Annotated in this window: 25 protein-coding genes; 14 read left to right on the forward strand and 11 right to left on the reverse strand. The window is 65.7% G+C overall.

The window, feature by feature from the left end; translation table 11 throughout:
* Window positions 1-92 precede the first annotated feature (92 nt).
* The 4 genes from DV733_RS04085 (at window position 93) to DV733_RS17035 (ending at window position 3,553) form a co-directional block, all read left to right on the forward strand.
* Window positions 93-941 (forward strand): CBS domain-containing protein, encoded by an 849-nt coding sequence (locus DV733_RS04085; RefSeq protein ID WP_049993918.1) that lies wholly within the window; start codon window positions 93-95, stop codon window positions 939-941.
* Window positions 938-2,695: a glycine--tRNA ligase gene (gene glyS, locus DV733_RS04090; protein WP_049993919.1), complete on the forward strand. Its 1,758-nt coding sequence runs from the start codon at window positions 938-940 to the stop codon at window positions 2,693-2,695. The genes DV733_RS04085 and glyS overlap by 4 nt, the downstream gene beginning before the upstream one ends.
* Window positions 2,696-2,718: 23 nt before the next feature.
* On the forward strand, window positions 2,719-3,312 hold the full coding sequence (locus DV733_RS04095; protein WP_049993920.1) for a lyase family protein: 594 nt from the start codon (window positions 2,719-2,721) through the stop codon (window positions 3,310-3,312).
* 76 nt (window positions 3,313-3,388) lie between these two features.
* The gene (locus DV733_RS17035; RefSeq protein ID WP_154019525.1) at window positions 3,389-3,553 is read left to right on the forward strand and encodes a hypothetical protein; all 165 of its coding nucleotides are present in this window, start codon (window positions 3,389-3,391) and stop codon (window positions 3,551-3,553) included.
* Window positions 3,554-3,611: 58 nt separating this feature from the next.
* Here the strand turns inward: DV733_RS17035 and DV733_RS04100 are convergent, their stop codons facing one another.
* Window positions 3,612-4,181: a hypothetical protein gene (locus DV733_RS04100; protein ID WP_049993921.1), complete on the reverse strand. Its 570-nt coding sequence runs from the start codon at window positions 4,179-4,181 to the stop codon at window positions 3,612-3,614.
* A gap of 94 nt (window positions 4,182-4,275) precedes the next feature.
* Between DV733_RS04100 and DV733_RS17610 the strand changes: the two genes are divergently transcribed.
* Together DV733_RS17610 and DV733_RS04105 are read left to right on the forward strand one after the other, a co-directional pair.
* Complete coding sequence (locus tag DV733_RS17610) at window positions 4,276-4,407, forward strand: hypothetical protein (RefSeq protein ID WP_257217573.1); 132 nt, start codon at window positions 4,276-4,278, stop codon at window positions 4,405-4,407.
* A gap of 73 nt (window positions 4,408-4,480) precedes the next feature.
* Window positions 4,481-5,176: a hypothetical protein gene (locus DV733_RS04105; protein ID WP_049993922.1), complete on the forward strand. Its 696-nt coding sequence runs from the start codon at window positions 4,481-4,483 to the stop codon at window positions 5,174-5,176.
* A 31-nt stretch (window positions 5,177-5,207) separates the two neighbouring features.
* Here DV733_RS04105 and DV733_RS04110 read toward each other — a convergent pair whose 3' ends face one another.
* Window positions 5,208-5,966, reverse strand: coding sequence for an SAM hydrolase/SAM-dependent halogenase family protein (locus DV733_RS04110; protein WP_049993923.1), 759 nt, complete (start codon window positions 5,964-5,966; stop codon window positions 5,208-5,210).
* Between the two features lie 53 nt (window positions 5,967-6,019).
* The gene (locus DV733_RS04115) at window positions 6,020-6,574 is read right to left on the reverse strand and encodes a nicotinamide-nucleotide adenylyltransferase (RefSeq protein WP_049993924.1); all 555 of its coding nucleotides are present in this window, start codon (window positions 6,572-6,574) and stop codon (window positions 6,020-6,022) included.
* A gap of 210 nt (window positions 6,575-6,784) precedes the next feature.
* On the opposite strand from DV733_RS04115, the gene lonB reads away from it, so the two are divergent.
* Together lonB and DV733_RS04125 are read left to right on the forward strand one after the other, a co-directional pair.
* A complete protein-coding gene (gene lonB / locus DV733_RS04120; protein WP_049993925.1) occupies window positions 6,785-9,019 on the forward strand; it encodes an ATP-dependent protease LonB in 2,235 nt (744 codons plus the stop codon).
* On the forward strand, window positions 9,020-9,811 hold the full coding sequence (locus DV733_RS04125) for a CPBP family intramembrane glutamic endopeptidase (protein ID WP_049993926.1): 792 nt from the start codon (window positions 9,020-9,022) through the stop codon (window positions 9,809-9,811).
* 21 nt (window positions 9,812-9,832) lie between these two features.
* Here DV733_RS04125 and DV733_RS04130 read toward each other — a convergent pair whose 3' ends face one another.
* Entirely contained in the window at window positions 9,833-10,294 is a 462-nt protein-coding gene (locus DV733_RS04130; RefSeq protein ID WP_049993927.1) for an MGMT family protein, read from the reverse strand.
* Between the two features lie 43 nt (window positions 10,295-10,337).
* Window positions 10,338-10,718, reverse strand: coding sequence for a DUF4260 domain-containing protein (locus DV733_RS04135; RefSeq protein ID WP_049993928.1), 381 nt, complete (start codon window positions 10,716-10,718; stop codon window positions 10,338-10,340).
* Between the two features lie 79 nt (window positions 10,719-10,797).
* Between DV733_RS04135 and hmgA (DV733_RS04140) the strand changes: the two genes are divergently transcribed.
* On the forward strand, window positions 10,798-12,009 hold the full coding sequence (gene hmgA / locus DV733_RS04140) for a hydroxymethylglutaryl-CoA reductase (NADPH) (protein WP_049993929.1): 1,212 nt from the start codon (window positions 10,798-10,800) through the stop codon (window positions 12,007-12,009).
* Between the two features lie 295 nt (window positions 12,010-12,304).
* Window positions 12,305-13,516 (forward strand): hydroxymethylglutaryl-CoA reductase (NADPH), encoded by a 1,212-nt coding sequence (gene hmgA / locus DV733_RS04145; RefSeq protein WP_049993930.1) that lies wholly within the window; start codon window positions 12,305-12,307, stop codon window positions 13,514-13,516.
* Window positions 13,517-13,521: 5 nt separating this feature from the next.
* Here the strand turns inward: hmgA (DV733_RS04145) and DV733_RS04150 are convergent, their stop codons facing one another.
* The 3 genes from DV733_RS04150 to DV733_RS04160 form a co-directional block, all read right to left on the reverse strand.
* Complete coding sequence (locus tag DV733_RS04150) at window positions 13,522-13,884, reverse strand: hypothetical protein (protein ID WP_049993931.1); 363 nt, start codon at window positions 13,882-13,884, stop codon at window positions 13,522-13,524.
* Window positions 13,885-13,926: 42 nt separating this feature from the next.
* Window positions 13,927-14,346, reverse strand: coding sequence for a hypothetical protein (locus DV733_RS04155; RefSeq protein ID WP_049993932.1), 420 nt, complete (start codon window positions 14,344-14,346; stop codon window positions 13,927-13,929).
* A 70-nt stretch (window positions 14,347-14,416) separates the two neighbouring features.
* The gene (locus DV733_RS04160; protein ID WP_049993933.1) at window positions 14,417-14,941 is read right to left on the reverse strand and encodes a DUF5817 domain-containing protein; all 525 of its coding nucleotides are present in this window, start codon (window positions 14,939-14,941) and stop codon (window positions 14,417-14,419) included.
* Between the two features lie 74 nt (window positions 14,942-15,015).
* On the opposite strand from DV733_RS04160, the gene DV733_RS04165 reads away from it, so the two are divergent.
* Window positions 15,016-15,354: a cupin domain-containing protein gene (locus DV733_RS04165; protein WP_049993934.1), complete on the forward strand. Its 339-nt coding sequence runs from the start codon at window positions 15,016-15,018 to the stop codon at window positions 15,352-15,354.
* On the opposite strand, the gene DV733_RS04170 is transcribed toward DV733_RS04165, so the two are convergent.
* On the reverse strand, window positions 15,351-16,070 hold the full coding sequence (locus DV733_RS04170) for a hypothetical protein (protein WP_049993935.1): 720 nt from the start codon (window positions 16,068-16,070) through the stop codon (window positions 15,351-15,353). The two genes, DV733_RS04165 and DV733_RS04170, sit on opposite strands and share 4 nt — an antisense overlap.
* A 42-nt stretch (window positions 16,071-16,112) precedes the next feature.
* A complete protein-coding gene (locus DV733_RS04175) occupies window positions 16,113-16,544 on the reverse strand; it encodes a GNAT family N-acetyltransferase (protein ID WP_049993936.1) in 432 nt (143 codons plus the stop codon).
* Window positions 16,545-16,625: 81 nt separating this feature from the next.
* On the opposite strand from DV733_RS04175, the gene DV733_RS04180 reads away from it, so the two are divergent.
* Window positions 16,626-17,714: an aminopeptidase gene (locus DV733_RS04180; protein ID WP_049993937.1), complete on the forward strand. Its 1,089-nt coding sequence runs from the start codon at window positions 16,626-16,628 to the stop codon at window positions 17,712-17,714.
* A gap of 77 nt (window positions 17,715-17,791) precedes the next feature.
* A complete protein-coding gene (locus tag DV733_RS04185; protein WP_049993938.1) occupies window positions 17,792-18,088 on the forward strand; it encodes a hypothetical protein in 297 nt (98 codons plus the stop codon).
* 224 nt (window positions 18,089-18,312) lie between these two features.
* On the opposite strand, the gene DV733_RS04190 is transcribed toward DV733_RS04185, so the two are convergent.
* The gene (locus DV733_RS04190; RefSeq protein ID WP_049993939.1) at window positions 18,313-20,499 is read right to left on the reverse strand and encodes an elongation factor EF-2; all 2,187 of its coding nucleotides are present in this window, start codon (window positions 20,497-20,499) and stop codon (window positions 18,313-18,315) included.
* A 312-nt stretch (window positions 20,500-20,811) separates the two neighbouring features.
* On the opposite strand from DV733_RS04190, the gene DV733_RS04195 reads away from it, so the two are divergent.
* Window positions 20,812-21,564 (forward strand): DUF5781 family protein, encoded by a 753-nt coding sequence (locus DV733_RS04195; RefSeq protein ID WP_049993940.1) that lies wholly within the window; start codon window positions 20,812-20,814, stop codon window positions 21,562-21,564.
* Window positions 21,565-21,568 lie beyond the last annotated feature (4 nt).

A 21,568-nucleotide genomic window follows, 5' to 3' on the forward strand; every position in this document is an offset into this window, starting at 1 on the left:
CATACGTTATCTGTTAATATTAACCCGTATGGGTCGCTCTCTCATCCAATGTGTAAGGTCTTAGTACGTGGGGGCGGGAGTAGTGGGCATATATGAACGTCGCAGACGCCATGACGCCACGCGAGGACGTCGTGACGGTAGAGATCCCCGGCACCCGAGACGACGTGCTCGAATACCTGCAGGAGCGGACCTTCTCGTCTGTTCCAGTCATCAAGGAAACCGAGGACGGCGAGGAGTTTCGCGGGATCGTCTCCCGCGACGCGCTGATCGACCGACCCGACGAGGACCAGCTCGCGCTGCTGGTCGAGGAGGTCCCGACCATCACCGCCGACGCCTCGATCCAGGACGCCGCGCGCCTGATGGTCGAGGAGAACGAGCGCCGCGTGCCGGTCGTCGACGGCCGACTGGAGGGAATCGTCACGATCACCGACGTCATCCGCGCGATCGCCGAGGGCAAAGTCGAGGGCGACGTGCCGGTCGGCGATCTCGCGCGCCGGGACGTCAACTGCGTCTACGCTGGGACGCCGCTGCCGGTCGCCGAACGCGAGCTTTCGCATGCCGACGTCCCCTACGGCGTCGTGCTCGACGACGAGAGTGAACTCTGCGGCATGCTCACCGAAGTCGACATCATCGACGTCGCCCAGGTCGTCGAAGGCGAAGCCGACACCGGCGAGTCTATCGCCGACGACGACAGCGACTGGAAGTGGGAGAGCGTCAAGGCAGTCGGCAACCGCTACATGCCGACCCGCAACGTCGAGATTCCAGCCGAACCCGTCAGCGAGTTCATGACCGCCGATCTGCTGACCGTCAACAAACGCCGGACGGCCAAGGAAGTCGCCCGGATGATGCTCAACAACGACATCGAACAGATCCCGCTCCTCTCAGGCGATTCCCTCGTAGGCATCGTTCGAGACATCGATCTGCTGGAGGCGCTCGTATGAGCGGGGGGAACCCAGTCGTCGAACTGGCGAAGCGACGCGGGTTCTTCCTCCAGTCGGCCGGCGCGTACGGTGGCGTCTCGGGCTTTTACACGTTCGGTCCGCAGGGCGCGGCCCTCAAGCAAAATATCGAGGACACCTGGCGCGAGCGGTTCACGATCCAGGAAGGTAACATGGAAGTCGACGCCCCGACCGTGATGCCCGAACCCGTCTTCGAGGCCTCGGGCCACCTCGATGGGTTCGACGACATGCTCGTGGAGTGTCCCGAGTGCGGCGAGTCCCACCGCGCCGACCACATCGTCGAGGACAACACCGACATCGAGGAGGCCGAGTCCCTACCGATCGAGGAGGTCGAGGAGATCGTCGCCGAGTACGAACTCGTCTGTCCGACCTGCGGCGCCGGCCTAGCCGGGCAAGCGATCCAGGACTTCAACCTCATGTTCGAGACGAACATCGGCCCAGGTTCGTCCTCGCCGGGCTATCTGCGACCCGAGACCGCCCAGGGGATCTTCGTCGAGTTTCCACAACTCGCGGAGTACGCCCGCAACCAGTTGCCCTTTGGCGTCACCCAGATCGGCCGCGCGTATCGCAACGAGATCAGCCCCCGGAAGTCCCTCCTGCGAGTGCGGGAGTTCACCCAGGCCGAACTCGAACTGTTCGTCGACCCCGAGGAAGACGAACCCGACATCTCGGCCGTCGCCGACGTCGAGGCACCGTTCTACCCCGCCAGCGAGCAGGAGGGCGACGACGGCGAGATTACCGAGGCCACCGTGGGCGAGGTCCTGGAGGAGGGCGTCGTCGGCGATCCCTGGATCGCCTACTACCTCGGGATCGCAAAACAGTGGTACGAGTCGATCGGCGTCGACATGGATCGGTTCCGCTTCCGACAGCACCTCCCCGGCGAACTCGCACACTACGCCGCCGATTGCTGGGACGCCGAGGCCGAGGTCGACGGCGACTGGATCGAACTCGCCGGCTTTGCCTACCGTGGTGACTACGACCTCAGCAAGCACGCCGAACACTCCGACGAGGAGTTCACCGTGTTCAAGCAGTACGACGAACCGATCACCGTCGAGAGAGCCACTGTGGACCCGGACATGAGCTACCTCGGGCCGGAGTTCGGCGGTGACGCCGCTGCGGTCGCCGACGCACTCGAAGTACTGGCCGAACGGAATCCGGATGCATTCGACGGCGAGGACGTCACCGTCGAGGTCGACGGTGCGTCCTACACCGTCCCGGTCGAGAGGGCCGGCTTCGCGGTCGAGGAAGTCACCGAGAGCGGCGAGCACATCACGCCCCACGTCGTCGAACCGTCGCTCGGGATCGACCGGGCGCTGTACACGGCGCTCGATCACTGCTACCGGGAGGACGAGATCGACGGCGAGGAGCGTACGTTCCTGCAACTCCCGCCCGAGGTCGCACCGACCACAGTGGGCGTCTTCCCGCTGATGGATCGGGACGGCCTCGCAGAGAACGCACAGGAGGTCGTCGACGACCTCCGGGCGGCGGGCCTGTCGGTCACCTACGACGACTCGGGTGCGATCGGTCGGCGCTACCGCCGCCAGGACGAGGTCGGCACGCCGTTCTGTGTTACCGTCGACTACGACACGCTCGGTGACGGCGACGATCCTGATCTGGAAGGGACAGTGACCGTCCGCGAACGGGACACGACCGCCCAGCGCCGCGTCCCGATCGACGCGCTGGCCGAGACGCTGACCGAGTTGCGGGACGGCGACCGACACTTCGACGACCTCTAACCGTGCGCGGGATTCTGGAAGGGATGGAGTCGGAGATAGCCCGCCGCGTGGTCCACGCCAGCGGCAGCCTCCTCCCGCTGGCGTACGTCGCGGGCCTGCTCACCTGGCGACACGTCCAGTTGCTGGTCACGGCTGGCTGTGCGCTCGCGGTCGCCCTGGAGGTGATCCGCCTGATCGTCGGCCTGGAGTGGTGGATCTACGACCACCTCACTCGCGAGTACGAGGAGGACAACCTCGCCGGCTACGCGCTGGCACTGATCAGCGTCACGATCGTCGTCTTCGCCGTCGAGCCGGCGATCGCGGTCCCGTCGATCCTCATGCTCACGCTCGGTGACCCTATCAGCGGACTGCTCGGCTCGGGCGACTCGGAAGTGCTCGGCGATCCCGGGACCTTCGAGGTGATCCGCAAACGCGGCTCCGTACTCGGAATCATGTTCGGCGTCTGTACCGCGATCGCGCTGCCATTTGTCACGCCGATCGCGGCAGTCGTCGGCGGCGCGGCGGCGATGCTCGCCGACGGACTCAAGCCCGTGATTGCCACCTATGTCATCGACGACAATCTCACGATTCCGCTGGCCGCGGCGGGCGCGATCTGGGTGACGCTGGCGTTGCTGTGAGCGGCGCAGCCATCCGACTGCCGTCTCGCGGTCGCCACCACGTTTTTTTGACTGGGCGGCGACAACATCGACCGCCATGACGACCACTGCGCTCGCACTGATCGAAGTACTGGGCGTGGAACTGGGTCTCGGCGCGGTCCTCGGTGGCGGCCTCGTGACACTGCTCGTGGTCTTCGGGGTCCTGTACCTGCTGGGCGGCGAGGAGATCCTGCTGGCAGCCGGGCTAGAACTACTCGATTGAGGATCGTCTCTCGACCAGGTGGCTCTCGAAAAGCGTTCCCGGCTGGGGTAACGACGACTCAGGCGTCGTCGAACGTCTCCCACTCGGCGTCGGTTCCCAGGATATCCATGAGCTGAGTGACCATCGACTGCAGTTCGTCGATCTGCTGATGCTGTTGATCGATCTGGTGCAGTTGATCGTCGATCTGCTGGCGCTGTTCGTCAATCTGGTGCTGTTTGTCCTCGAGTTGCTGCTGGAGATGGGTGATCTGATCTCCCTGTTCCCCGATCTGTGCCTGTTGGTCTTCGATCTGTGCCTGTTGCTCCTCGATCCGCTGGCGCTGTTGCTCGACTGTCTCCTGGAGTTCCTCGACGTCCGAGCGACTTTCCTCGTGCTTGTGGCCGACCTTCTCGACTTTCGTCGAGAGTCCCTCCATCGCCTCGGAGAGATGTGTGATGTCTTCGTCGGTCGCGAGTCCGTGCTGTTGGGGCTCGCGCAGCATCTCTCTGTTCGTGACGATGGCGTCGGAGACGCTCTCACACCCGTCCGGGAGTGCGAGTGTCAGTGCTGGTGGGCCTGCCGAATGCTCTGACTCGGCGTGTTCGTCCTGTTCGACATCCGGGTTCGACTCTCGTGGCTCGCTGCTCATGGTAACGACCCTGTTCCGAAGGGAGATAAACTACCGTCAGACAATGAATTCTCGATTGGTACTATCAGACTTCAATTATTTATGGGGTAGAAAAGTGCCCCCGGACCGACTGGCAAGTCCCGGGTGGCGGTCGAACCCATCAATCGTGTTGATCGTGCTGGCCGTCCTGTACTTCCTGGGCGGTGAGGAGATTCTGGTCGAAGCCGGCCCGGAGCTACTGGACTGATCCCCCGTCGGGGCAGCGGTTTTTCGAGCGCCGATCCGACAGCTACAGGACTCCAGGCCCCGGTGGCCGAACCATGCCGCCGTACGGCGAGAACGAGCGGACGCTGTCGGTGATCAACCGCTTCGAGGACGCTGTGGGATGGCTGGTCCATCCCGAGGAGACGCTCGCTCGTGCGAGCCATGCGCTCGAAACCGAGGACGGACTCTGGGTCGTCGACCCGCTTGACGCACCGGGGCTGGACGACCTGTTGGCCGAGTACGGCGAAGTCGCCGGCGTCGTCGTCTGTTCGAGCTGGCACGCGCGCGACGCAGGCGGTATCGCGACCCGGCACGATGTCCCGGTCTCGATACCGCAGTGGATCGAACGCGTGCCCGAGCGAGTCGACGCCCCAGTAGAGCGGATCGGCTGTCCGATCGGCGAGTTCGAATGCCGGCCGACGACCCCGCTGCCGAGCTGGCAGGAGGCGATTCTGTGGCGCGAGCGCGACGGGACGCTGTACGTCCCCGAGTCGATGGGGACGGCCGGGCACTTTCTGGTCGGCGACGAACGACTGGGCGTCTCGATCTATCGACGGCTGCTTCCGCCGCGGACAGCGCTCGCCGACATCGAGCCCGAGCGCGTGCTCGTCGGGCACGGCGAAGGGATCGTCGAGGACGCGACCGACGAACTCGACGTAGCGCTGCGGACGGCCCGGAAGCGAGCGCCCCGTGCGTTCGCGGCTCACGCGGCGGCGGCGATCCGCTCGCTGTGGGCATCACGGCGACACTGAAGAGAGAATCGAGGTCACGAGGCCGAGAGGGTCAGGTCCAGCGCAGCCGAATTCGTGATCCTGGACTCACCGAGAAACGCTCGTCGCCGCGGCCCTGGTTCACGGCGAGTTCGACGTTGCCGTGGCTGCCGACCGTCACGAGGCGGCTCCCGGTGTCGACCTCGGCGTAGGTCCGGCGCGCCGGGGCCCAGACGCCGTTGACGGTCACGTCCGTGTCGAACTGAGCCTGGAGATACCGGCCGGGGATGTTCGTGATCACGTTCCCGAAACTATCGACGACGAGGGCCTTACCCGTGATTCCGTCCTCGCGTTCGATCAGCTCCGGGAACGTCAGATCGACGTACTCCTCGGTCGGTTCGAACTGTTCGTGGGTCTCGAACCCGGCGACACCGGCCTCGTGGACGGTCGCCGCGGCGGGCGCGAAGACGTCCCGGCCGTGGAACGTGACGCTGCCGGGGTCGTCGTAGTCGATCTCGAAGACCTCGAAGTCGTCGGCGAGCGCCCGGGCGGCCGGAACGAGCACGCCGTTGTCCGGGCCGACGAGCGCGTGCTCACCGGCGCGGATGGCCAGCGCGGCCCGTTCGGTTCCCACCCCAGGATCGACGACGACGCAGTGGACTGCCGGCGGAAAGTACGGCAGGACCTCGCGCAGCCAGAACGCCGCGGCCTCGACGTTCTGCCGGGGGAAGTCGTGGGCGACGTCGACAATCCGGGCGTCCGATCGCTGGAGGACGACGCCTTTCATCGCCGCAGGATAGGGCGAGCCGAAGTCAGAACTGAGCGTGATCATCGATCGCGAGTTGGGACGGCAACGGCTTCAATCTCGGGACAACGCGGGCTGGACTACCGATCGTCCTCGCCGGCTTCCCAGCGCTCGGCCACGTCCTCTTGAACGACGGTCCGAAGCCGCTGGAGACCGTTGCACTCATGGATGACCTCGACGACCGGATCGGGAACGCGGTCTTCCCACTCTCTGCCCTCGATCATGCGCTGGCGGATATCCGTTCCCTCGAGGCGGCCGCGGTCGAACATCCCCGACTGGTGGACTTCGACGCCCCGCTCTTCGAACAGCCGGACGACCAGCGGGTTGTTCGAGTAGACGACGTCGAATTCAGGGCACATGCTCTGGACGTGGCCGACCCAGACGGCGTTGCGGTCGATGTCGACGATGGGGACGACGTAGGTGACGAGGTCGTGGTCGCGCTCGAACTCGGCGATCGACTTGGTGAGCATCATGATGCGCTCACCGGCAGTAAAGGGGTTGTGCTCGGTGTGGGAGGCGTCGGCGCTCCCGATCCCGACCACGAGTTCCTCTACCTCCGTGGCGATCTGTTCGATCATCGCGTGGTGACCGTCGTGATACGGCTGGAAGCGGCCGATGTAGAACCCGCGAGTCATGTCCCTACTGCCGAACTCGGAGCCGTATTTTAAAAAAGCCGCCGTGTCTAGCAGGTAGTCAACACTACCGGACACCTATACCCACCGAGAAGCCGGATATCCGGCGATTCAGCCAGTCTTCCACCGAGACGAGAGCGGCCCGAAGACGGATAGAGGGGAGAAAGTATATCAGTCGACAGACCCTGAGAAACGGGCACAGAACCGACTCAAATGAGCGACCACAACGATACCGACGACACCCCCGACGCCGACCGGGACGAGGCGGCCACGTCGGCTGACAGCGAGTCAGAGCGGGCCGTCCAGGACGAGGAGGCGCAGTCGTCTCCGCCGGCGGCCAGCGGCGGAGGTGAAGATACCGCGGGTGCGGACGACGAGCCAACCATCGAGGGACTCCTCGACGGCGACGAGCCAGTCGAGGCCGATTCCGCGACGGGCGGCGAATCGGACCCTGCCACCAACGGCGACGCGGACGCCACCGACGACGATGAGAGCCCATCCACCGCAGACGACGACCTCGGCAGCGACGTCACCGTCGACGGCGAGGAGTCGTTCGAGGGCGACGAGGACGATATCCTCGGTGGCCTCAACGTAAAGACGACCGAGGAAATCGAAGTTCCCGACCGACTGGTCGATCAGGTCATCGGCCAGGACCACGCCCGGGACATCGTCAAGAAGGCGGCCAAACAGCGCCGCCACGTGATGATGATCGGCTCGCCCGGGACCGGGAAGTCGATGCTCGCCAAGGCGATGAGCCAGCTCCTCCCCAAAGAGGATCTGCAGGACGTGCTGGTCTATCACAACCCGGACGACGGCAACGAGCCGAAAGTCCGGACCGTGCCCGCCGGCAAGGGCGAACAGATCGTCGACGCCCACAAAGAGGAGGCGCGCAAGCGCAACCAGATGCGGTCGTTTTTGATGTGGATCATCATCGCGATTGTCATCGGCTACGCGCTGTTCTTTGCAGGAAGCCTCCTGCTCGGCATCCTCGCGGCCGGGATCATCTATCTCGCCTTCCGCTACGGGGCCCGTGGCAGCGACGCCATGATCCCCAATCTGCTGGTCAACGCCTCCGGCCAGCAGACCGCGCCCTTCGAGGACGCGACCGGTGCCCACGCCGGTGCGCTGCTGGGCGACGTCCGCCACGACCCCTTCCAGTCCGGTGGCATGGAGACCCCGAGCCACGACCGCGTCGAGGCCGGGGCCATCCACAAGGCCAACAAGGGCGTGCTGTTCATCGACGAGATGAACACGCTGGACATCCGCTCCCAGCAGAAGCTGATGACCGCGATTCAGGAGGGTGAGTTCTCCATCACGGGCCAGTCCGAGCGCTCCTCGGGCGCCATGGTCCAGACCGAACCCGTCCCGACGGACTTCATCATGGTCGCGGCCGGGAACCTCGACGCCATGGAGAACATGCACCCCGCCCTGCGCTCGCGGATCAAGGGCTACGGGTACGAGGTGTACATGGACGACACCATCGAGGACGAACCGGAGATGCGCCGCAAGTACGCCCGGTTCGTCGCCCAGGAAGTCGAGAAGGACGGCCGCCTGCCCCACTTCACCGAGAACGCCGTCGAGGAGGTCATCCTCGAAGCCCGCCGCCGCGCCGGTCGAAAGGGCCACCTCACCCTCAAACTGCGTGACCTCGGTGGCCTCGTCCGCGTCGCTGGTGACATCGCCCGCGCCGAGGACAAGGAGTACACCACCCGCGAGGACGTCCTCCAGGCCAAACGCCGCTCGCGCTCGATCGAACAGCAGCTCGCGGACAACTACATCGAGCGCCGCAAGGACTACGAGCTCACCGTCAGCGAGGGCAGCGTGATCGGCCGCGTCAACGGCCTCGCAGTGATGGGCGAGGATTCGGGCATCGTCATGCCCGTCATGGCCGAAGTCACGCCCAGCCAGGGTCCCGGCGAGGTCATCGCCACCGGGAAACTGCAGGAGATCGCCGAAGAAGCGGTCCAGAACGTCAGCGCGATCATCAAGAAGTTCTCCGACGAGGACATCTCCGAGAAGGACATCCACATCCAGTTCGTCCAGTCCTACGAGGGCGTCGAAGGTGACTCCGCGTCCGTGACTGTGGCGACCGCGGTCATCTCCGCACTCGAAGACGTCCCCGTCGAACAGGACGTCGCCATGACCGGCTCGCTGTCGGTTCGCGGTGACGTGCTCCCCGTGGGCGGTGTGACCCACAAGATCGAGGCCGCCGCCAAGGCCGGCATCGACCGGGTCATCATCCCCGCGGCCAACGAGCAAGACGTCATGATCGAAGACGAGTACAAAGAGCAGATCGAGATCATCCCGGTCCAGCACCTCTCTGAAGTGCTGGAAGTCGCCCTCGCGGGCGAACCGGAGAAGGACTCGCTGGTCGACCGCCTGAAGTCCATCACGGGACAGGCCCTGGAACGCCAGGTCGGCCGCAGCGGCTCGCCAAGCCCCAACTAGATGGCCCCCCAGTGGGCCGCCTTCGTCGGGCTCACTGGTCTCGTTCTGACCGCGTTTCTCGGACTCGCGTGGATCTCACAGCAACTCATCACCGAACAGCTCCCGCTCTCCGAGCAGGTCACTCCAGCCGGCGTCGATCCCAGTATCTCTTCGACACCACAGCCCGTCTCGACGTCGACCGCGACATCTCCAGCAGGGGTGCAGTCGGTCTCGACCGGCGCGTTGCTCGCAAACGTCGCCGTCACGCAGGGACTGTTCGGCGTGGTGCTGGTCGGCGGCGCGGCCGGCTTCGCCATCCCGGCGTGGGCGTTCGGACTCGGGAACGACGCCCTCACACTCACGAATCTGGGGTGGGGTGTCGGACTCGGCGTCGGCCTGTGGCTGGCCAGCGAGTTCGGCAGTCGCGTCGTCGACGCCGCCGGGATCGAGTACGACGAGGGGCTCCGCGAGCTACTCGCACCCGACTCCCGGGGCGGCTGGGTCGTCCTCCTCGGGCTCGTGCTGCCCGTCATCGCCGGCGTCGAGGAACTGGTCTTTCGCGGCGCGGCCATCGGCGTCGTCGCCGCCGGACTGAACGTCTCGCCGTGGACGATGGCCGTCGTTTCCTCGTTCGGATTCGCGATGGGCCACGGCGCGCAGGGCCGGGCAGGTATCGTCGTCACTGGCATGTTAGGATTCGTGCTGGCGACGGCCTACGTACTCACGGGGAGTCTCCTGACGGTAATCGTCGCGCACTACCTCGTCAACGCCCTGGAGTTCGTCGTCCACGAGGGACTGGGAATCGCAGAGTAGAAGCGTCGACCGACGCGCGGCCTATAGCCGTTCGACCTTTCTGAGTTGCTGGACGACGCCCGGCGGCGCACCGCTGGGGCCGTCCCTGACGCGATGATCCGGGATGAGAAGCGGCGCGGGATTTGCGTCCAGCGCCGTCCGCACCTGCCGTCGGTCGTCGTCGTCCTCGGGGTCGAGTCCGGCAGTCATCCGCGTCAGTTGCTCGACGCTGACCTGCTCACCGTAGGGGATCTCCCGAACGGCTTCGAGCACTTTTCGCTGGTCGGTCGGCACGGTGAGCGCGACCGTCACGTCCGCGAAGCCGTCGTCTTCGCCCTCAAGATACGCCTCGATCCGGTCGAGTAGCGGGTGATCGGTCCCCGCCTCCGCGTCCGGTGTCCCTGGAAACGACACGGCGAGGACGCGCTCGCCGGCGGCCCCGATCTGAACGTAGCGGTCGAGTAGGTCCGATTCACGTGCGTAGATCCCGGCAGCGTCGGTCATGTCTGGGTGGTCGAGCGTGACGGACTTGAAGCTGGCCGTGAACCTATTCTTGGGTCAGTGCATCGAGCGGCGCAGGCTGTGTCGTGAGGTGCGTGTCTTCGAACCCGCTCGAATACTTCAGCCCGTAGCCGACCGCGCGGTCGGCGCCGATGTGGCCGGCCCAGATCAGCGCGAGGAGGACAGCCATCGAGACGTCGGCATATATTCCTGCCCCGCCGAGCGCGGCCGGGAGAACGTACGTGTGGGCAGTGTTGTAGCTCAGTGCGCCGACCTTCGGCCCGGCGAGATAGCCGACCATCGCCAGGTCCGGCGCGAGCGCGAGCACGACCAGCAGCCACCACGGGCCGCCGAGGGTGAAATAGACGGCGAGCGCGCCGGCGAAGACAGCCAGTCCTTCCAGACGAAGGTAGGTTCGCGGTTCCATAGCGACCGACTCGGTTTCGATCGGGAAAGAGCCACCGCCAAGAGCAACGCTTAGGGTGGCGGGGCTGTCACCTGCTGGCATGCCGAGTGCACAAGAGCTCGCGGATCGTGTCGAATCAGGCGACCTCCGTCTGTACGAACTCCAGGATCACGCCGACCCCAAGACGGCCGCCGAGGCCCGTCGACTGCTGTTGAAAGAGGAGACCGACGCCGACCTCGACACCGTCGCGGACTTCTCGTTCCCGGCCGAGCGCGCCGACCCCAACATCGAGAACATGATCGGGGCCGCCCAGATCCCGATGGGCGTCGCCGGGCCGGTCCCGGTCGACGGCTCCGCGGCCGACGACGACTTCTACGTCCCCCTCGCGACGACAGAGGGGGCGCTCGTCGCCAGCGTCAACCGCGGCATGGCCGCCATCCGCGACGCCGGCGGGGCGAACGCGGAAGTCCTGAAGTACGGGATCACCCGCGCGCCCGTGTTCTCCGTCGCCGACGTCAAGGAGGCCGCCGACGTCGTCGAGTGGGTCGAGGACAACGAAGACCAGATCGAGGAGGTCGCAAACGCCACCGATCCCCACATCGAGTACCAGGAAGTGACACCGTACGTCGTTGGCGACAACGTCTACCTGCGCCTGCACTACGACACCGGCGACGCGATGGGGATGAACATGGTGACCATCGCCTCCCGGTCGGTCGCCGAACTGATCGAGGACGAGACCCCCGCCTCGCTCGTCGCGGTCTCGGGCAACCTCTGTAACGACAAGAAGCCCGCCGCCATCAACGCCGTCGAGGGGCGGGGCTACACCGTCGCCGCCGACGTCTTCCTGCCCAGCGACGTGGTGGAGGACCGCTTCGGGACGACCGCCGAGGCCATCGCCGAGGTCAACACCCGCAAGAACCTCGTCGGGAGCGCGAAAGCCGGGGCGCTGGGATTCAACGCCCACGTCGCGAACATCCTCGGCGCGGCGTTCCTCGCGCTGGGCCAGGACGAGGCCCACGTCGTCGACGGCTCGAACGCCATCACCAGCGTCGAGGCGCGCGACGACGGGCTGTACGCCTCCGTGACCTTCTCGTCGCTCCCAGTCGGGACTGTCGGCGGCGGGACCGGCCTGCCGACCCAGAGCGAAGCCCTGGACGTGCTCGGCCTCGCAGGCGGCGGCGACCCCGTCGGCACCAACGGCGACGCGCTGGCGGAAGTGATCGCGAGCGCGGGCCTCGCTGGTGAACTCTCACTGCTGGGTGCGCTGGCAGGTCGACACCTCGCCAGCGCGCACGAGGAACACGGGCGGTAGACCCGTCCCGACGGCTGTACCGACCAGCCCGCCGTCCCGGGAAAGGTGATATATTTACTGCCGGTGGCGTACCATCATTCAAAAAAGGCCGAACAGTCGGGGGTGTACGTACTCTGCCTTGACTGCCATACCTACGTGTAGGTGGCACTTCCGACCCTGTCTACCGATGGCCCCGACATCCGTGTCTGACATGACTCCGTGGGGGTCGCGGGTGTCACCACACTTCTCACGGGAACGAGACGGAATCGGTCGGTGATAGAGTAACTGTTAGGCGTCTCGGCGGCCTGGCTCCAGTATGACCGACGCCGCGACCCTCGCCGCACGCGTCCGGGACGGCGACCTCCGCCTGTACGAACTCGAAGACCACGCCGACGCCGCCACCGCCGCCGCGGCCCGCCGCCATCTCCTGGCCGAAGAAGTCGGTGCCGACCTCGACACCATCGCAGACTACGCCTTCGACGCCGCTGTAGCCGACGCCAATGTCGAGAACATGATCGGTGCGACCCAGATCCCGCTCGCGATCGCCGGTCCGCTTCCGATCGACGGCGAATGCACGAGCGACGCCGTCTATCTGCCGCTCGCGACCACCGAGGGAGCCCTGGTGGCCAGCGTCAACCGCGGTGCGGCAGCGATCCGGGACGCCGGTGAAGCGAGTACACGGGTCCTCAAGCGCGGGATGACGCGCGCACCGGTCTTCTCGGTCGCGAACGTCGAAGAGGCGGCCGCAGTCGCAGACTGGGTCCGGGCCAGTTTCGACGACCTCGCCGCCGCGGCCGAGTCGACGACCAGCCACGGCGAACTACAGGAGGTGACCCCCTACGTCGTCGGCGACAGCGTCTTCCTTCGGTTTTCATACGACACCAAAGACGCGATGGGGATGAACATGGCGACGATCGCGACCCGCGCGGCCGCTGAAGTCGTCGAAGAAGAGACGCCGGCGTCGCTGGTCGCAGTCTCGGGCAACCTCTGTACCGACAAGAAGCCCGCCGCCATCAACGCCATTCAGGGCCGGGGCCGATCCGTGGCCGCCGACGTCTTCCTCCCCAGTGAGGTGGTCGAGGCCCGCTTCGGGACGACCGCCGAGGCCATCGCCGAAGTCAACACCCGCAAGAATCTGATCGGGAGTGCCAAGGCCGCGAGTTTCGGCTTCAACGCCCACGTCGCCAACGTCGTCGCCGCCGCCTTCCTCGCGACGGGCCAGGATATCGCCCAGGTCGTCGAGGGAGCCAACGCGATCACCAGCGTCGAGGCCCGCGAATCAGGGCTGTACGCCTCGGTGACGCTGCCCTCACTCGCGGTCGGGACCGTCGGCGGCGGGACGAAACTACCCACTCAGTCCGAGGCCCTCGACATCCTTGGGATCGCGGGCGGTGGCGATCCGCCCGGCAGCAACGGCGACGCGCTGGCGGAGGTCGTCGCCGCCGGCGCGCTCGCTGGCGAACTCTCGCTCCTGGGGGCGCTCGCCGGCCGGCACCTCGCCAGTGCCCACGCCGAGCACGGCCGCTGAGCAGGTCACTCCTCGCCCACGTAGTCGAAACTCTCGGCGAGAACGATCACCCCACCGACGCCGATTCCGAGGACACCGATGGCGAAGGGGATCAACGCGGGCGTGACGAGATAGGAGACGCCGAGAAAGATCGCACCGACGCCGGCCAGAATCTCGCCCATGCCGCGGTGGGTGTCCTCGATACGGAGGTGGCCGACGCCGACGCCGGCAAAGCCCGCGCCGACCAGCCCCATCGCAGCCACGCCGAGGTCCGCGTCACCGACGGTGAGCGGGCCGACGAAGCCGTTGGCGACGACGACGACTCCGGCGAAGACGCCGAAGAGGCTGCTCAACAGATCGAGCCACACCCGCTGGTTCGAGGCGCTCATCGACCGAATCCTCGCGAGCCACGGGCTTGAGAATGGCGGTCCCTAGCCGGCTTCGCCGTCACCTTCGAGTTCCGTCGCGGGTTCTTCGCTCGCCGAGAGGAGGTCCGCGACGAGGGCGAGCTGATAGCCGCCGCTGGCCAGTACCGCGAAGGCGCCGGCGGCGACGAACAGCCGCTCGGACGAGCCGTAGGGCGCGAGCAACGCCAGGACGATCCCGGCCCCGGTCACGAGATGGCCGACGCCGCGCTTGGGAATGCCGAGCGCGACGATGTCGTAGAGGCCGGCGATCCCATAGGCGAACGCACCGACCACGAGAACGGCCACGACCAGCGTCCCGGTGAGCGCTTCGAGGCTGTCGGTGAGGACCAGACCCACAAGCGCCAGCCCGAGCAAGAGGCCACCGACTGCTGCACCGGCACCGAGTACCAGATCGCGACGACTATCGGAAAGTGTCGATGCCATTGTCGGCCCTTCGACGCGAAAGCATTTGATACTGCCGGCTGTCTCCGAACGGCCGCGACCGGGCTGCTCGTCAGAGCAACCGATACGTCCCACGGGACTCCGAGACCTCACCGGCCCGGACGAGCTTTTCCAGGGCGCGCTCGACGTACTCGGTGTCGACGCCGTGTTCGCTCGCGTACGCGAGGACATCCTCAGTCGTCGGCTCCTCGAGTTCGGCCAGGGCGTCCCTGACGACCTGCTTGCGGCTCCGGGAGCCGCCCTGTCCGCGCTCGGCGCGCTCTCCGGCAGCGGTCGCCTCCTCGGGGTCGATCCCACTGGCTTCGAGATAGTCGGCGTCGTCGACCCCCGCCTCGTCGAGGTAGGTCTCCATGGTCGCGAAGTCGTCGAGGTCGGCGAAGGCCTCGGCCTGGCCCTGGCGTTTCGCCAGCATGGCGGCCCGGACCTGCTTTGCGTGGTCGGGGTCCTCGGTCGAGACGAACTGCTTGAGCCGGGCGAATTGCTTCCGGCTCCCACAGCGAGGGCACTGGGTGGTCTCGGGCCGGCCCTCGACGACCCAGAGCGCGCTGCAGTCGCTACACCCCACGACGGCGTACATACCCGAGCGTAGACGGCCGGCGTCAAGAAAGCGTCGGGCCATCGCTTAAGTCCGTGCCGGGAGTCGATCCGGTTATGCAGACAGCCGCACCAGCCGACGGCGAGACGGTCGAGGTCGTCGACGGCGTCCACCTCACACAGCTCGGCGCGGGCGAGCAGATGAGCGTCCAGCACTTCCACATCGAACCCGGCGCGACAGTTCCCGAACACAGCCACGAGCACGAACAGGCCGGCTACGTCACGCGCGGAACGTTTACGTTCGTCATCGACGACGAGGAGTTCGTCATCAGCCCAGGCGAATCCTACGTCATCCCCGGTGGCGTCCCCCACGAGGCCGAAAACAGGAGCGACGTCCCGGTCGACGGAATCGACGTCTTCAGTCCGCCCCGAACCGACCCCGACTGGATGGACTAGACGTCTTCGGCGTCCGGAGACGGCTGCTCGTCGCGGACGAGCCGGGCACAGTAGCGGATGTCGGCCTCCGGATCGACGAGGTGAGTCCGACGACAGAAGGCGTCGACCGGCTCGCCAGTCGTGGCGACGAACTCGCCGCCGTCGAGCAGTCGCTCGGACTGCTCGAAACTGCCCAGGTGCTCGCCGTCCCAGATGTATCGCGTCCGGATTCTGAGACTGCCGTCCGACTCGCTACAGAAGAACGACCGCTCGACACGAGCCTCGCCGGCCTCGTGCACACCCTCGTACTGCAATGCTGCACCGTCCTCGATTTCGACTGCGGTCGCCGGCTGGAAGGTCGAGGTGACGTCGGCGTCGGGGACCGGATCCCGACCCTCGGCGGCGGTCCCGTCGAGACAGAACTCGATATCGTCCTTGCGGTGCAGATAGTGGTGGTCTTCACAGAACGCCAGCAGTTCCTGACCTGTGTGTCGCACTCGCCGGCCATCGTCTTCGAGCAGCCAGCTCTCGTCGACGGTCGTCACCGTCTCCTCGCCGTCGACGTAGGCCGTCTCGACCGCCAGCACGCCTTCCGAGAGGTAGTAGGTTCGCTCGATTGTCGCGTAGCCGTACTGGTGAGTCCCCCGAAAGAGGGGGTCGCCGTCGGCAGCAGCCACCCGGGGGCGCAACTGCTCGAAGTCCGATCGAACTGCCGACAGCGGCACGTCGACACCCATCACTCTCTTCTGGGCGGTCGAGGAGCAAAAACTACCCGGCTCTCACAGTTCCGTGCGCATCTCGACGTGCGGGATCCCTGCTTCTTCGAACTCCTCGCCGACCTGCTCGTACCCGACCCGCGCGTAGAACGGCGCGGCCCGCGTCTGGGAATGAAGGACGAGCCGGTCGACGCCTTCCTCGCGAGCGATCTCCTCGATGCGACCCATGATCGCACGGCCAAGTCCCCCGTCGCGGTAGTCGGCCAGCACCGCGATTCGCTCGACTTTACCCGTCCGGTCGTCGAGTGTGCGGAATCGACCTGCACCGACCGGCTCGCCGTCGTCGTAGGCCGCGAGGTGGATCGCCGTCTCGTCGTGTTCGTCGACCTCGATCTCGGGGTCGACGCCTTGCTCCTCGACGAAGACCGTCTTCCGAACGGTGAGGGCGTCCTCGTAGATCGACTCCGAGCGGCCGACGCGGATCTCCCGCTGCATAGTCGTCGGTATGGGCCTCGGGCTGAAGAGCGTGACTCTCCGGGCGAAAATAGTTAGCCCACGCCGCCCGAGGGTGGGGATATGGACCCACGAATCCGTGAACACGCCGAGATCATCGTCAACCACTCCATCGACTGCGAAGACGGCGATCACGTCGTTATCGACGCCCACCCCGTCGCAGAGGACCTCACGACCGCCCTCGTCGAGGCCGTCGCCGACGTCGGCGGGCACCCGCTCGTGATTCAGGAACGGCTCGGCCAGCGCTTCCGCCGGGCGTATCTCAACAACTACGACGGTGAGTTCGAGACGCCCGAACACACCGGCGCCCTCTACGAGGCGATGGACGCCTACATCGCGATCAAGGGCAGCGACAACGAGACACAACTGAGCGACGTCGACACTGAAACCAAGGCCGACTACGAGCGTGCCTACGAACCGGTGAGAGAGACGCGCCTGAACAAACCCTGGAACCTCACGCTCTACCCCGCGCCCGCCAACGCCCAGGTGGCCGAGATGGCCACCGAGGAGTACGAGAACTTCGTCTGGGACGCCATCCTCAAAGACTGGGACGCCGTGCGCGAACACCAGCAGGAGATGGCCGACCGACTCACCGAGGCCGAAGACGTCCGCATCGTCTCGGGCGACACCCTGGACGTGACGATGTCCGTCGAAGGCAACAAAACCCTCAACGACTACGGCGAGGCCAACCTCCCCGGCGGCGAGGTCTTCACCGCGCCCAAAAAGTACAGCGTCGAGGGCGAGGCGTACTTCGACATCCCGATCTACCACGAGGGTCACGAGATCGCCGGCGCACACCTGGTTTTCGAGGACGGGAAAGTCGTCGAGCACAGCGCCGAGAAGAACGAGGACTATCTGACGGACATCCTCGACACGGACGAGGGCGCTCGGTACCTGGGCGAGCTCGGCATCGGGATGAACCGCGACATCGACCGCTTCACGCGGAACATCCTGTTCGACGAGAAGATGGGCGACACCGTCCACATGGCCGTCGGCCGGGCCTACCCCGAGACGGTGGGTGAGGACAACGAGCAGAATTCCTCGGCCGTGCACGTCGACATGATCGCGGACATGAGCGAGAATTCCTACATCGAACTCGACGGCGAGGTCGTGCAGCGCGACGGTGCGTTCTGGTTCGAAGACGACTTCTGAGTTCCCGGTGCTGCCAGTTTCACGTCCCGTGGTACCGAACGACACACATTACTCATAGTGGTCCCTTACGCACACCCATGGAGGGACTCCTCTGGCTGGCGTTCACCCTCGTGCTCTCCGTCTTGCCGTCACTGCTGTTTCTGGGACTGTGGCGCGGACTGATGGCGTTGCGGGACGACGAACTGGTCCAGCGACTCGACGCGGAACACTTCCCGGAGACGACGATCGCCCCGCGGCCGACGTTTCTCGGCAAGGATATCGAGGCTGTGTTGTCGATTCGAGGGCCGAGAGGTGGCTCGGAGTGCCCGAACTGCGGTGCGCAGAGCGCCAGCGGCGTGGACTACTGTGAGCAGTGTCTGGGCAGCGTCGAGTGAGAAAGTGTTCGAACCGCGGTCGCGGTCCAGCATACACCGACCACAGGGAGGCGTTTTTCCGTCAGAGCGAAGCTCTGACGACGTCAACGTCGTTACACACCGTTGACCACCGGAATCGCCCTCGCAAGGCGATTCCGGCTTTTTCCCCAAGTTTTTCTCGCGAGCGGTGCCCGCAGCGAGCGCGTTCATGCGCTCGCGAGGACACCCGAGCGAGAAAAAGTGGTTTAGAAGTAGTCGATCATCTCGGGCAGTTCCTGCTTCATGCCCTTGCGCTCGCGGATCTCGGCAATCTTCTCCGGCTGGAGGTTGTCGGCCATGACGCGGAAGCCGGCGTTCTCGGTGTTCCAGGAGGCGCGGCCTTCCGTGGCCGAGCGGATGTCACTGGAGAAGCCGATCATCTCGTCGACGGGCGCGATGCCCTCGACGACCATGAGGTCGCCTTCCTGGTACATGTCGTCGACGCGGCCACGGCGGCCCTGGATCTCACCCGATGCGGCGCCCATGTGCTCGTTAGGGACGTCGATACGGACGTCCTGAATCGGTTCGAGCAGGCGGATCTCGGCGTCCATCAGGGCGTTGTGGACGGCCTGGCGGACGGCCGGGATGACCTGGGCGGGACCGCGGTGGATGGCGTCCTCGTGCAGGCGTGCGTCGTGCAGGCGGATGAGCGACCCCTGAACCGGCTCGTTGGCCAGCGGGCCGTCGTCGAGGGCCTCTTCGAGGCCTTCGATGACGAGCTCCATCGTCTCGTTGAGGTGCTGGATCCCCTTCGTGTCGTCGATGAAGATGTTGGTGCCGTGGATGTGCTCGACTTCCTGGGAGGTGTCCTTGTCGAGGCCGGCGTCCTGGAGCGCTTCGCGGCGTTCCAGTTCGGGCATGTCCATGCTGGCCTCGCCGAGCTTGATCGTCTCGACGATGTCCTCGTCGAGGGGTTCGACGGTGATGTAAAAGCGGTTGTGGCGGTTCGGCGAGATACCCTCGACCTCGCGGCTCGAACTCTGGGGGGCCTCGCGGTAGACGACGATCGGTTCACCGGTGGTGATCGGAATGCCCTGGTTGCGCTCGATACGCTGGCCGATGACTTCGAGGTGGAGTTCACCCTGCCCGGAGATGAGGTGCTCACCGGTGTCCTCGTTGATCTCGATCTGGATCGTCGGGTCTTCCTTGGCGACCTGCTGGAGCGTCTGGATGAGCTTCGGCAGATCGTCCATCGACTGTGCCTCGACGGATTTGGTGATGACTGGCTCGGAGATGTGCTCGATAGACTCGAACGGCGTCATCTCGACGCTACTGACCGTGGAGCCGGCAATGGCGTCCTTGAGGCCGGTGACGGCGGCGATGTTCCCCGCGGGGACTTTCTCGACTTCCTCGCGTTCGCCACCCATGTAGATACCGACGCTCTGGACGCGGTTTTTGCCCGCAGTCCCGGAGACGTACAGCTCCTGGCCCTTTTCGAGGGTGCCCGAGAAGACACGGCCGGCGGCGATTTCGCCGGCGTGAGGGTCGATACCGATGTCGGTGACCATCAGGACGACTTCGCCGTTCTCGTCGACCAGACGCATGTCCTCGGCGAGTTCGGATTCGTCGTCACCACGCCAGATGCGCGGCACGCGCATCGGCTGGGCATCGATGGGGTTCGGGAAGTGCTCACAGACCATGTCGAGCACGACATCGCTGAGCGGCGTCCGCTCGTGGAGTTCCTGGCGTTTGTCGGCGCGTTCGAGCTCCATGATTTCGCCGAAGTCCATCCCGGTGCGCTGCATCGAGGGCATCGAGACACCCCACTTGTACAGCGCCGACCCGAAGCCGACCGTGCCGTCCTCGACGGAGACGGTCCAGTCGTCGATGTCGTCCATCTCCTCGGTCATGCCGCGGATGAGTTCGTTGACGTCGCGGATGACGGCCAGGAGACGCTCCTGCATCTCCTCGGGCCCTTCCTGGAGCTCGGAGATGAGGCGGTCGACCTTGTTGATGAACAGGGTCGGTTTGACACCCTCGCGGAGTGCCTGTCGCAGCACCGTCTCAGTCTGAGGCATGGCCCCTTCGACGGCGTCCACGACGACGAGCGCGCCGTCGACGGCGCGCATCGCTCGCGTGACGTCCCCGCCGAAGTCGACGTGGCCGGGGGTGTCGATGAGGTTGATGAGGTGGTTGGTGTCCTCGTACTCGTGGGTCATCGAGACGTTGGCCGCGTCGATGGTGATCCCGCGTTCCTGTTCGTCTTCCTCGGTGTCCATCATCAGCTTCGTCGCCTCGCCTTCGTCGGCGATCATGCCGGCACCGGCGAGGAGATTGTCTGTCAGCGTCGTCTTGCCGTGGTCGACGTGAGCAGCGATGGCGATGTTCCGGATGTTCTCCGGCTTGTCCATCAGTGTCTCACATTCCTGGACAATTTTCTTGCGTCGGCCCATTATGCGCGTCTCTACCGGAAGGAGGGTCAAAAGGGTAGTGTTTCGGCCTGAGGGCGACGGTTCAGAGCCCGAAGGCCGAAGCTCGGGAGGCGCCGAGGGAACGAGGCGTCTCCAGGTGTTTCCGCGTGAGCGCGACGATTGGAGCGCGAACGCGGAAGCTCGGCAGGGAGCGAGCCTGTCGAGCGGACTGCCGGTGTTTCCGCGTGAGTGCGCTATACAGGCGCACGAACGTCGAAGCCCGGTGGAGACGACCGGAAAGGAGCTATGCGTTCCCAAACAGTCATACGTCTCTGCCCCGTGTGACCAACACACATGGACATACGGGTCACAGGCGACGGCCCGGCAGAACCGTTCCTCGGTGCGGCGAGCCTCTTCGAGACCGAGCACGACCTCCAACAGCAGGTCCACATCGAGATCAGGGAGGATCCGGACGAGCGGACGCGGGTCAGCCACGACGACGACACACACCGACTGGTCATCTCCCGGCAGGCAGCCACGAGCGCGATGGCCCGCGAACTCGCATTGCACGAGTTCGGGCACATGCGTCACCACGAAGACGGCCACCCCTCGCACGTCCAGTCCCTGGAAGAAGTGCTCTTTCTGGCGCTGACGGGCCGCAGCGTCGAGCGGCGGAAAGTGACACACTGCTATCAGATAGCCAACCACGTCAAGGACATCTACGCCGACGACCTCTGGATCGGGCTAGCACCGACTGAAAAGCTCGTTCGATTCTTCGAGTCGACGCTGGCGGCGGCGGTCGCGGATCGACCGACTGCCACGTCCCCAGCGTGGAAACGGCTGACTCCTGCTGCCGATCCCGACATCACCGCCGTCAACGCCGCGTTCGCGCTGGCGCTGTGTGAGCGCCACGACCTCCTCGACCGCGGTCATCGGATCTACGAACTCGCCAGGGTGGCCGCCCGGGACGCCCCCGAGGTCGGCTTCGAGACGTTCAAACACCGGTTTCGGGCGCTCGATCCCGAGCCCGACGAGAGCGACTACCGCAAGTCGATGGTCGAGATTACCCGCGAGTACGTCCTGGGTGGCGAGCAGGCCGCGGATTGAACAC

It is taken from the genome of Halapricum salinum (assembly GCF_004799665.1).
In the GTDB taxonomy this organism is placed as follows: domain Archaea; phylum Halobacteriota; class Halobacteria; order Halobacteriales; family Haloarculaceae; genus Halapricum; species Halapricum salinum.

Excerpts from the sequence above, each read along its gene's own strand:
- hmgA (WP_049993929.1), top strand. The coding sequence starts at position 10,798 with ATGCCGAGTGCACAAGAGCTCGCGGATCGTGTCGAATCAGGCGACCTC.
- DV733_RS17035 (WP_154019525.1), top strand. The coding sequence starts at position 3,389 with ATGACGACCACTGCGCTCGCACTGATCGAAGTACTGGGCGTGGAACTG.
- DV733_RS04125 (WP_049993926.1), top strand. The coding sequence starts at position 9,020 with ATGGCCCCCCAGTGGGCCGCCTTCGTCGGGCTCACTGGTCTCGTTCTG.
- DV733_RS04085 (WP_049993918.1), top strand. The coding sequence starts at position 93 with ATGAACGTCGCAGACGCCATGACGCCACGCGAGGACGTCGTGACGGTA.
- DV733_RS04185 (WP_049993938.1), top strand. The coding sequence starts at position 17,792 with ATGGAGGGACTCCTCTGGCTGGCGTTCACCCTCGTGCTCTCCGTCTTG.
- DV733_RS04190 (WP_049993939.1), bottom strand. The coding sequence starts at position 20,499 with ATGGGCCGACGCAAGAAAATTGTCCAGGAATGTGAGACACTGATGGAC.
- DV733_RS04165 (WP_049993934.1), top strand. The coding sequence starts at position 15,016 with ATGCAGACAGCCGCACCAGCCGACGGCGAGACGGTCGAGGTCGTCGAC.
- DV733_RS04115 (WP_049993924.1), bottom strand. The coding sequence starts at position 6,574 with ATGACTCGCGGGTTCTACATCGGCCGCTTCCAGCCGTATCACGACGGT.
- DV733_RS04195 (WP_049993940.1), top strand. The coding sequence starts at position 20,812 with ATGGACATACGGGTCACAGGCGACGGCCCGGCAGAACCGTTCCTCGGT.
- DV733_RS04135 (WP_049993928.1), bottom strand. The coding sequence starts at position 10,718 with ATGGAACCGCGAACCTACCTTCGTCTGGAAGGACTGGCTGTCTTCGCC.
- DV733_RS04180 (WP_049993937.1), top strand. The coding sequence starts at position 16,626 with ATGGACCCACGAATCCGTGAACACGCCGAGATCATCGTCAACCACTCC.
- DV733_RS04170 (WP_049993935.1), bottom strand. The coding sequence starts at position 16,070 with ATGGGTGTCGACGTGCCGCTGTCGGCAGTTCGATCGGACTTCGAGCAG.
- DV733_RS04155 (WP_049993932.1), bottom strand. The coding sequence starts at position 14,346 with ATGGCATCGACACTTTCCGATAGTCGTCGCGATCTGGTACTCGGTGCC.
- hmgA (WP_049993930.1), top strand. The coding sequence starts at position 12,305 with ATGACCGACGCCGCGACCCTCGCCGCACGCGTCCGGGACGGCGACCTC.
- DV733_RS04175 (WP_049993936.1), bottom strand. The coding sequence starts at position 16,544 with ATGCAGCGGGAGATCCGCGTCGGCCGCTCGGAGTCGATCTACGAGGAC.
- lonB (WP_049993925.1), top strand. The coding sequence starts at position 6,785 with ATGAGCGACCACAACGATACCGACGACACCCCCGACGCCGACCGGGAC.
- DV733_RS04105 (WP_049993922.1), top strand. The coding sequence starts at position 4,481 with ATGCCGCCGTACGGCGAGAACGAGCGGACGCTGTCGGTGATCAACCGC.
- DV733_RS04150 (WP_049993931.1), bottom strand. The coding sequence starts at position 13,884 with ATGAGCGCCTCGAACCAGCGGGTGTGGCTCGATCTGTTGAGCAGCCTC.
- glyS (WP_049993919.1), top strand. The coding sequence starts at position 938 with ATGAGCGGGGGGAACCCAGTCGTCGAACTGGCGAAGCGACGCGGGTTC.
- DV733_RS04100 (WP_049993921.1), bottom strand. The coding sequence starts at position 4,181 with ATGAGCAGCGAGCCACGAGAGTCGAACCCGGATGTCGAACAGGACGAA.
- DV733_RS04110 (WP_049993923.1), bottom strand. The coding sequence starts at position 5,966 with ATGATCACGCTCAGTTCTGACTTCGGCTCGCCCTATCCTGCGGCGATG.
- DV733_RS04130 (WP_049993927.1), bottom strand. The coding sequence starts at position 10,294 with ATGACCGACGCTGCCGGGATCTACGCACGTGAATCGGACCTACTCGAC.
- DV733_RS04095 (WP_049993920.1), top strand. The coding sequence starts at position 2,719 with ATGGAGTCGGAGATAGCCCGCCGCGTGGTCCACGCCAGCGGCAGCCTC.
- DV733_RS04160 (WP_049993933.1), bottom strand. The coding sequence starts at position 14,941 with ATGTACGCCGTCGTGGGGTGTAGCGACTGCAGCGCGCTCTGGGTCGTC.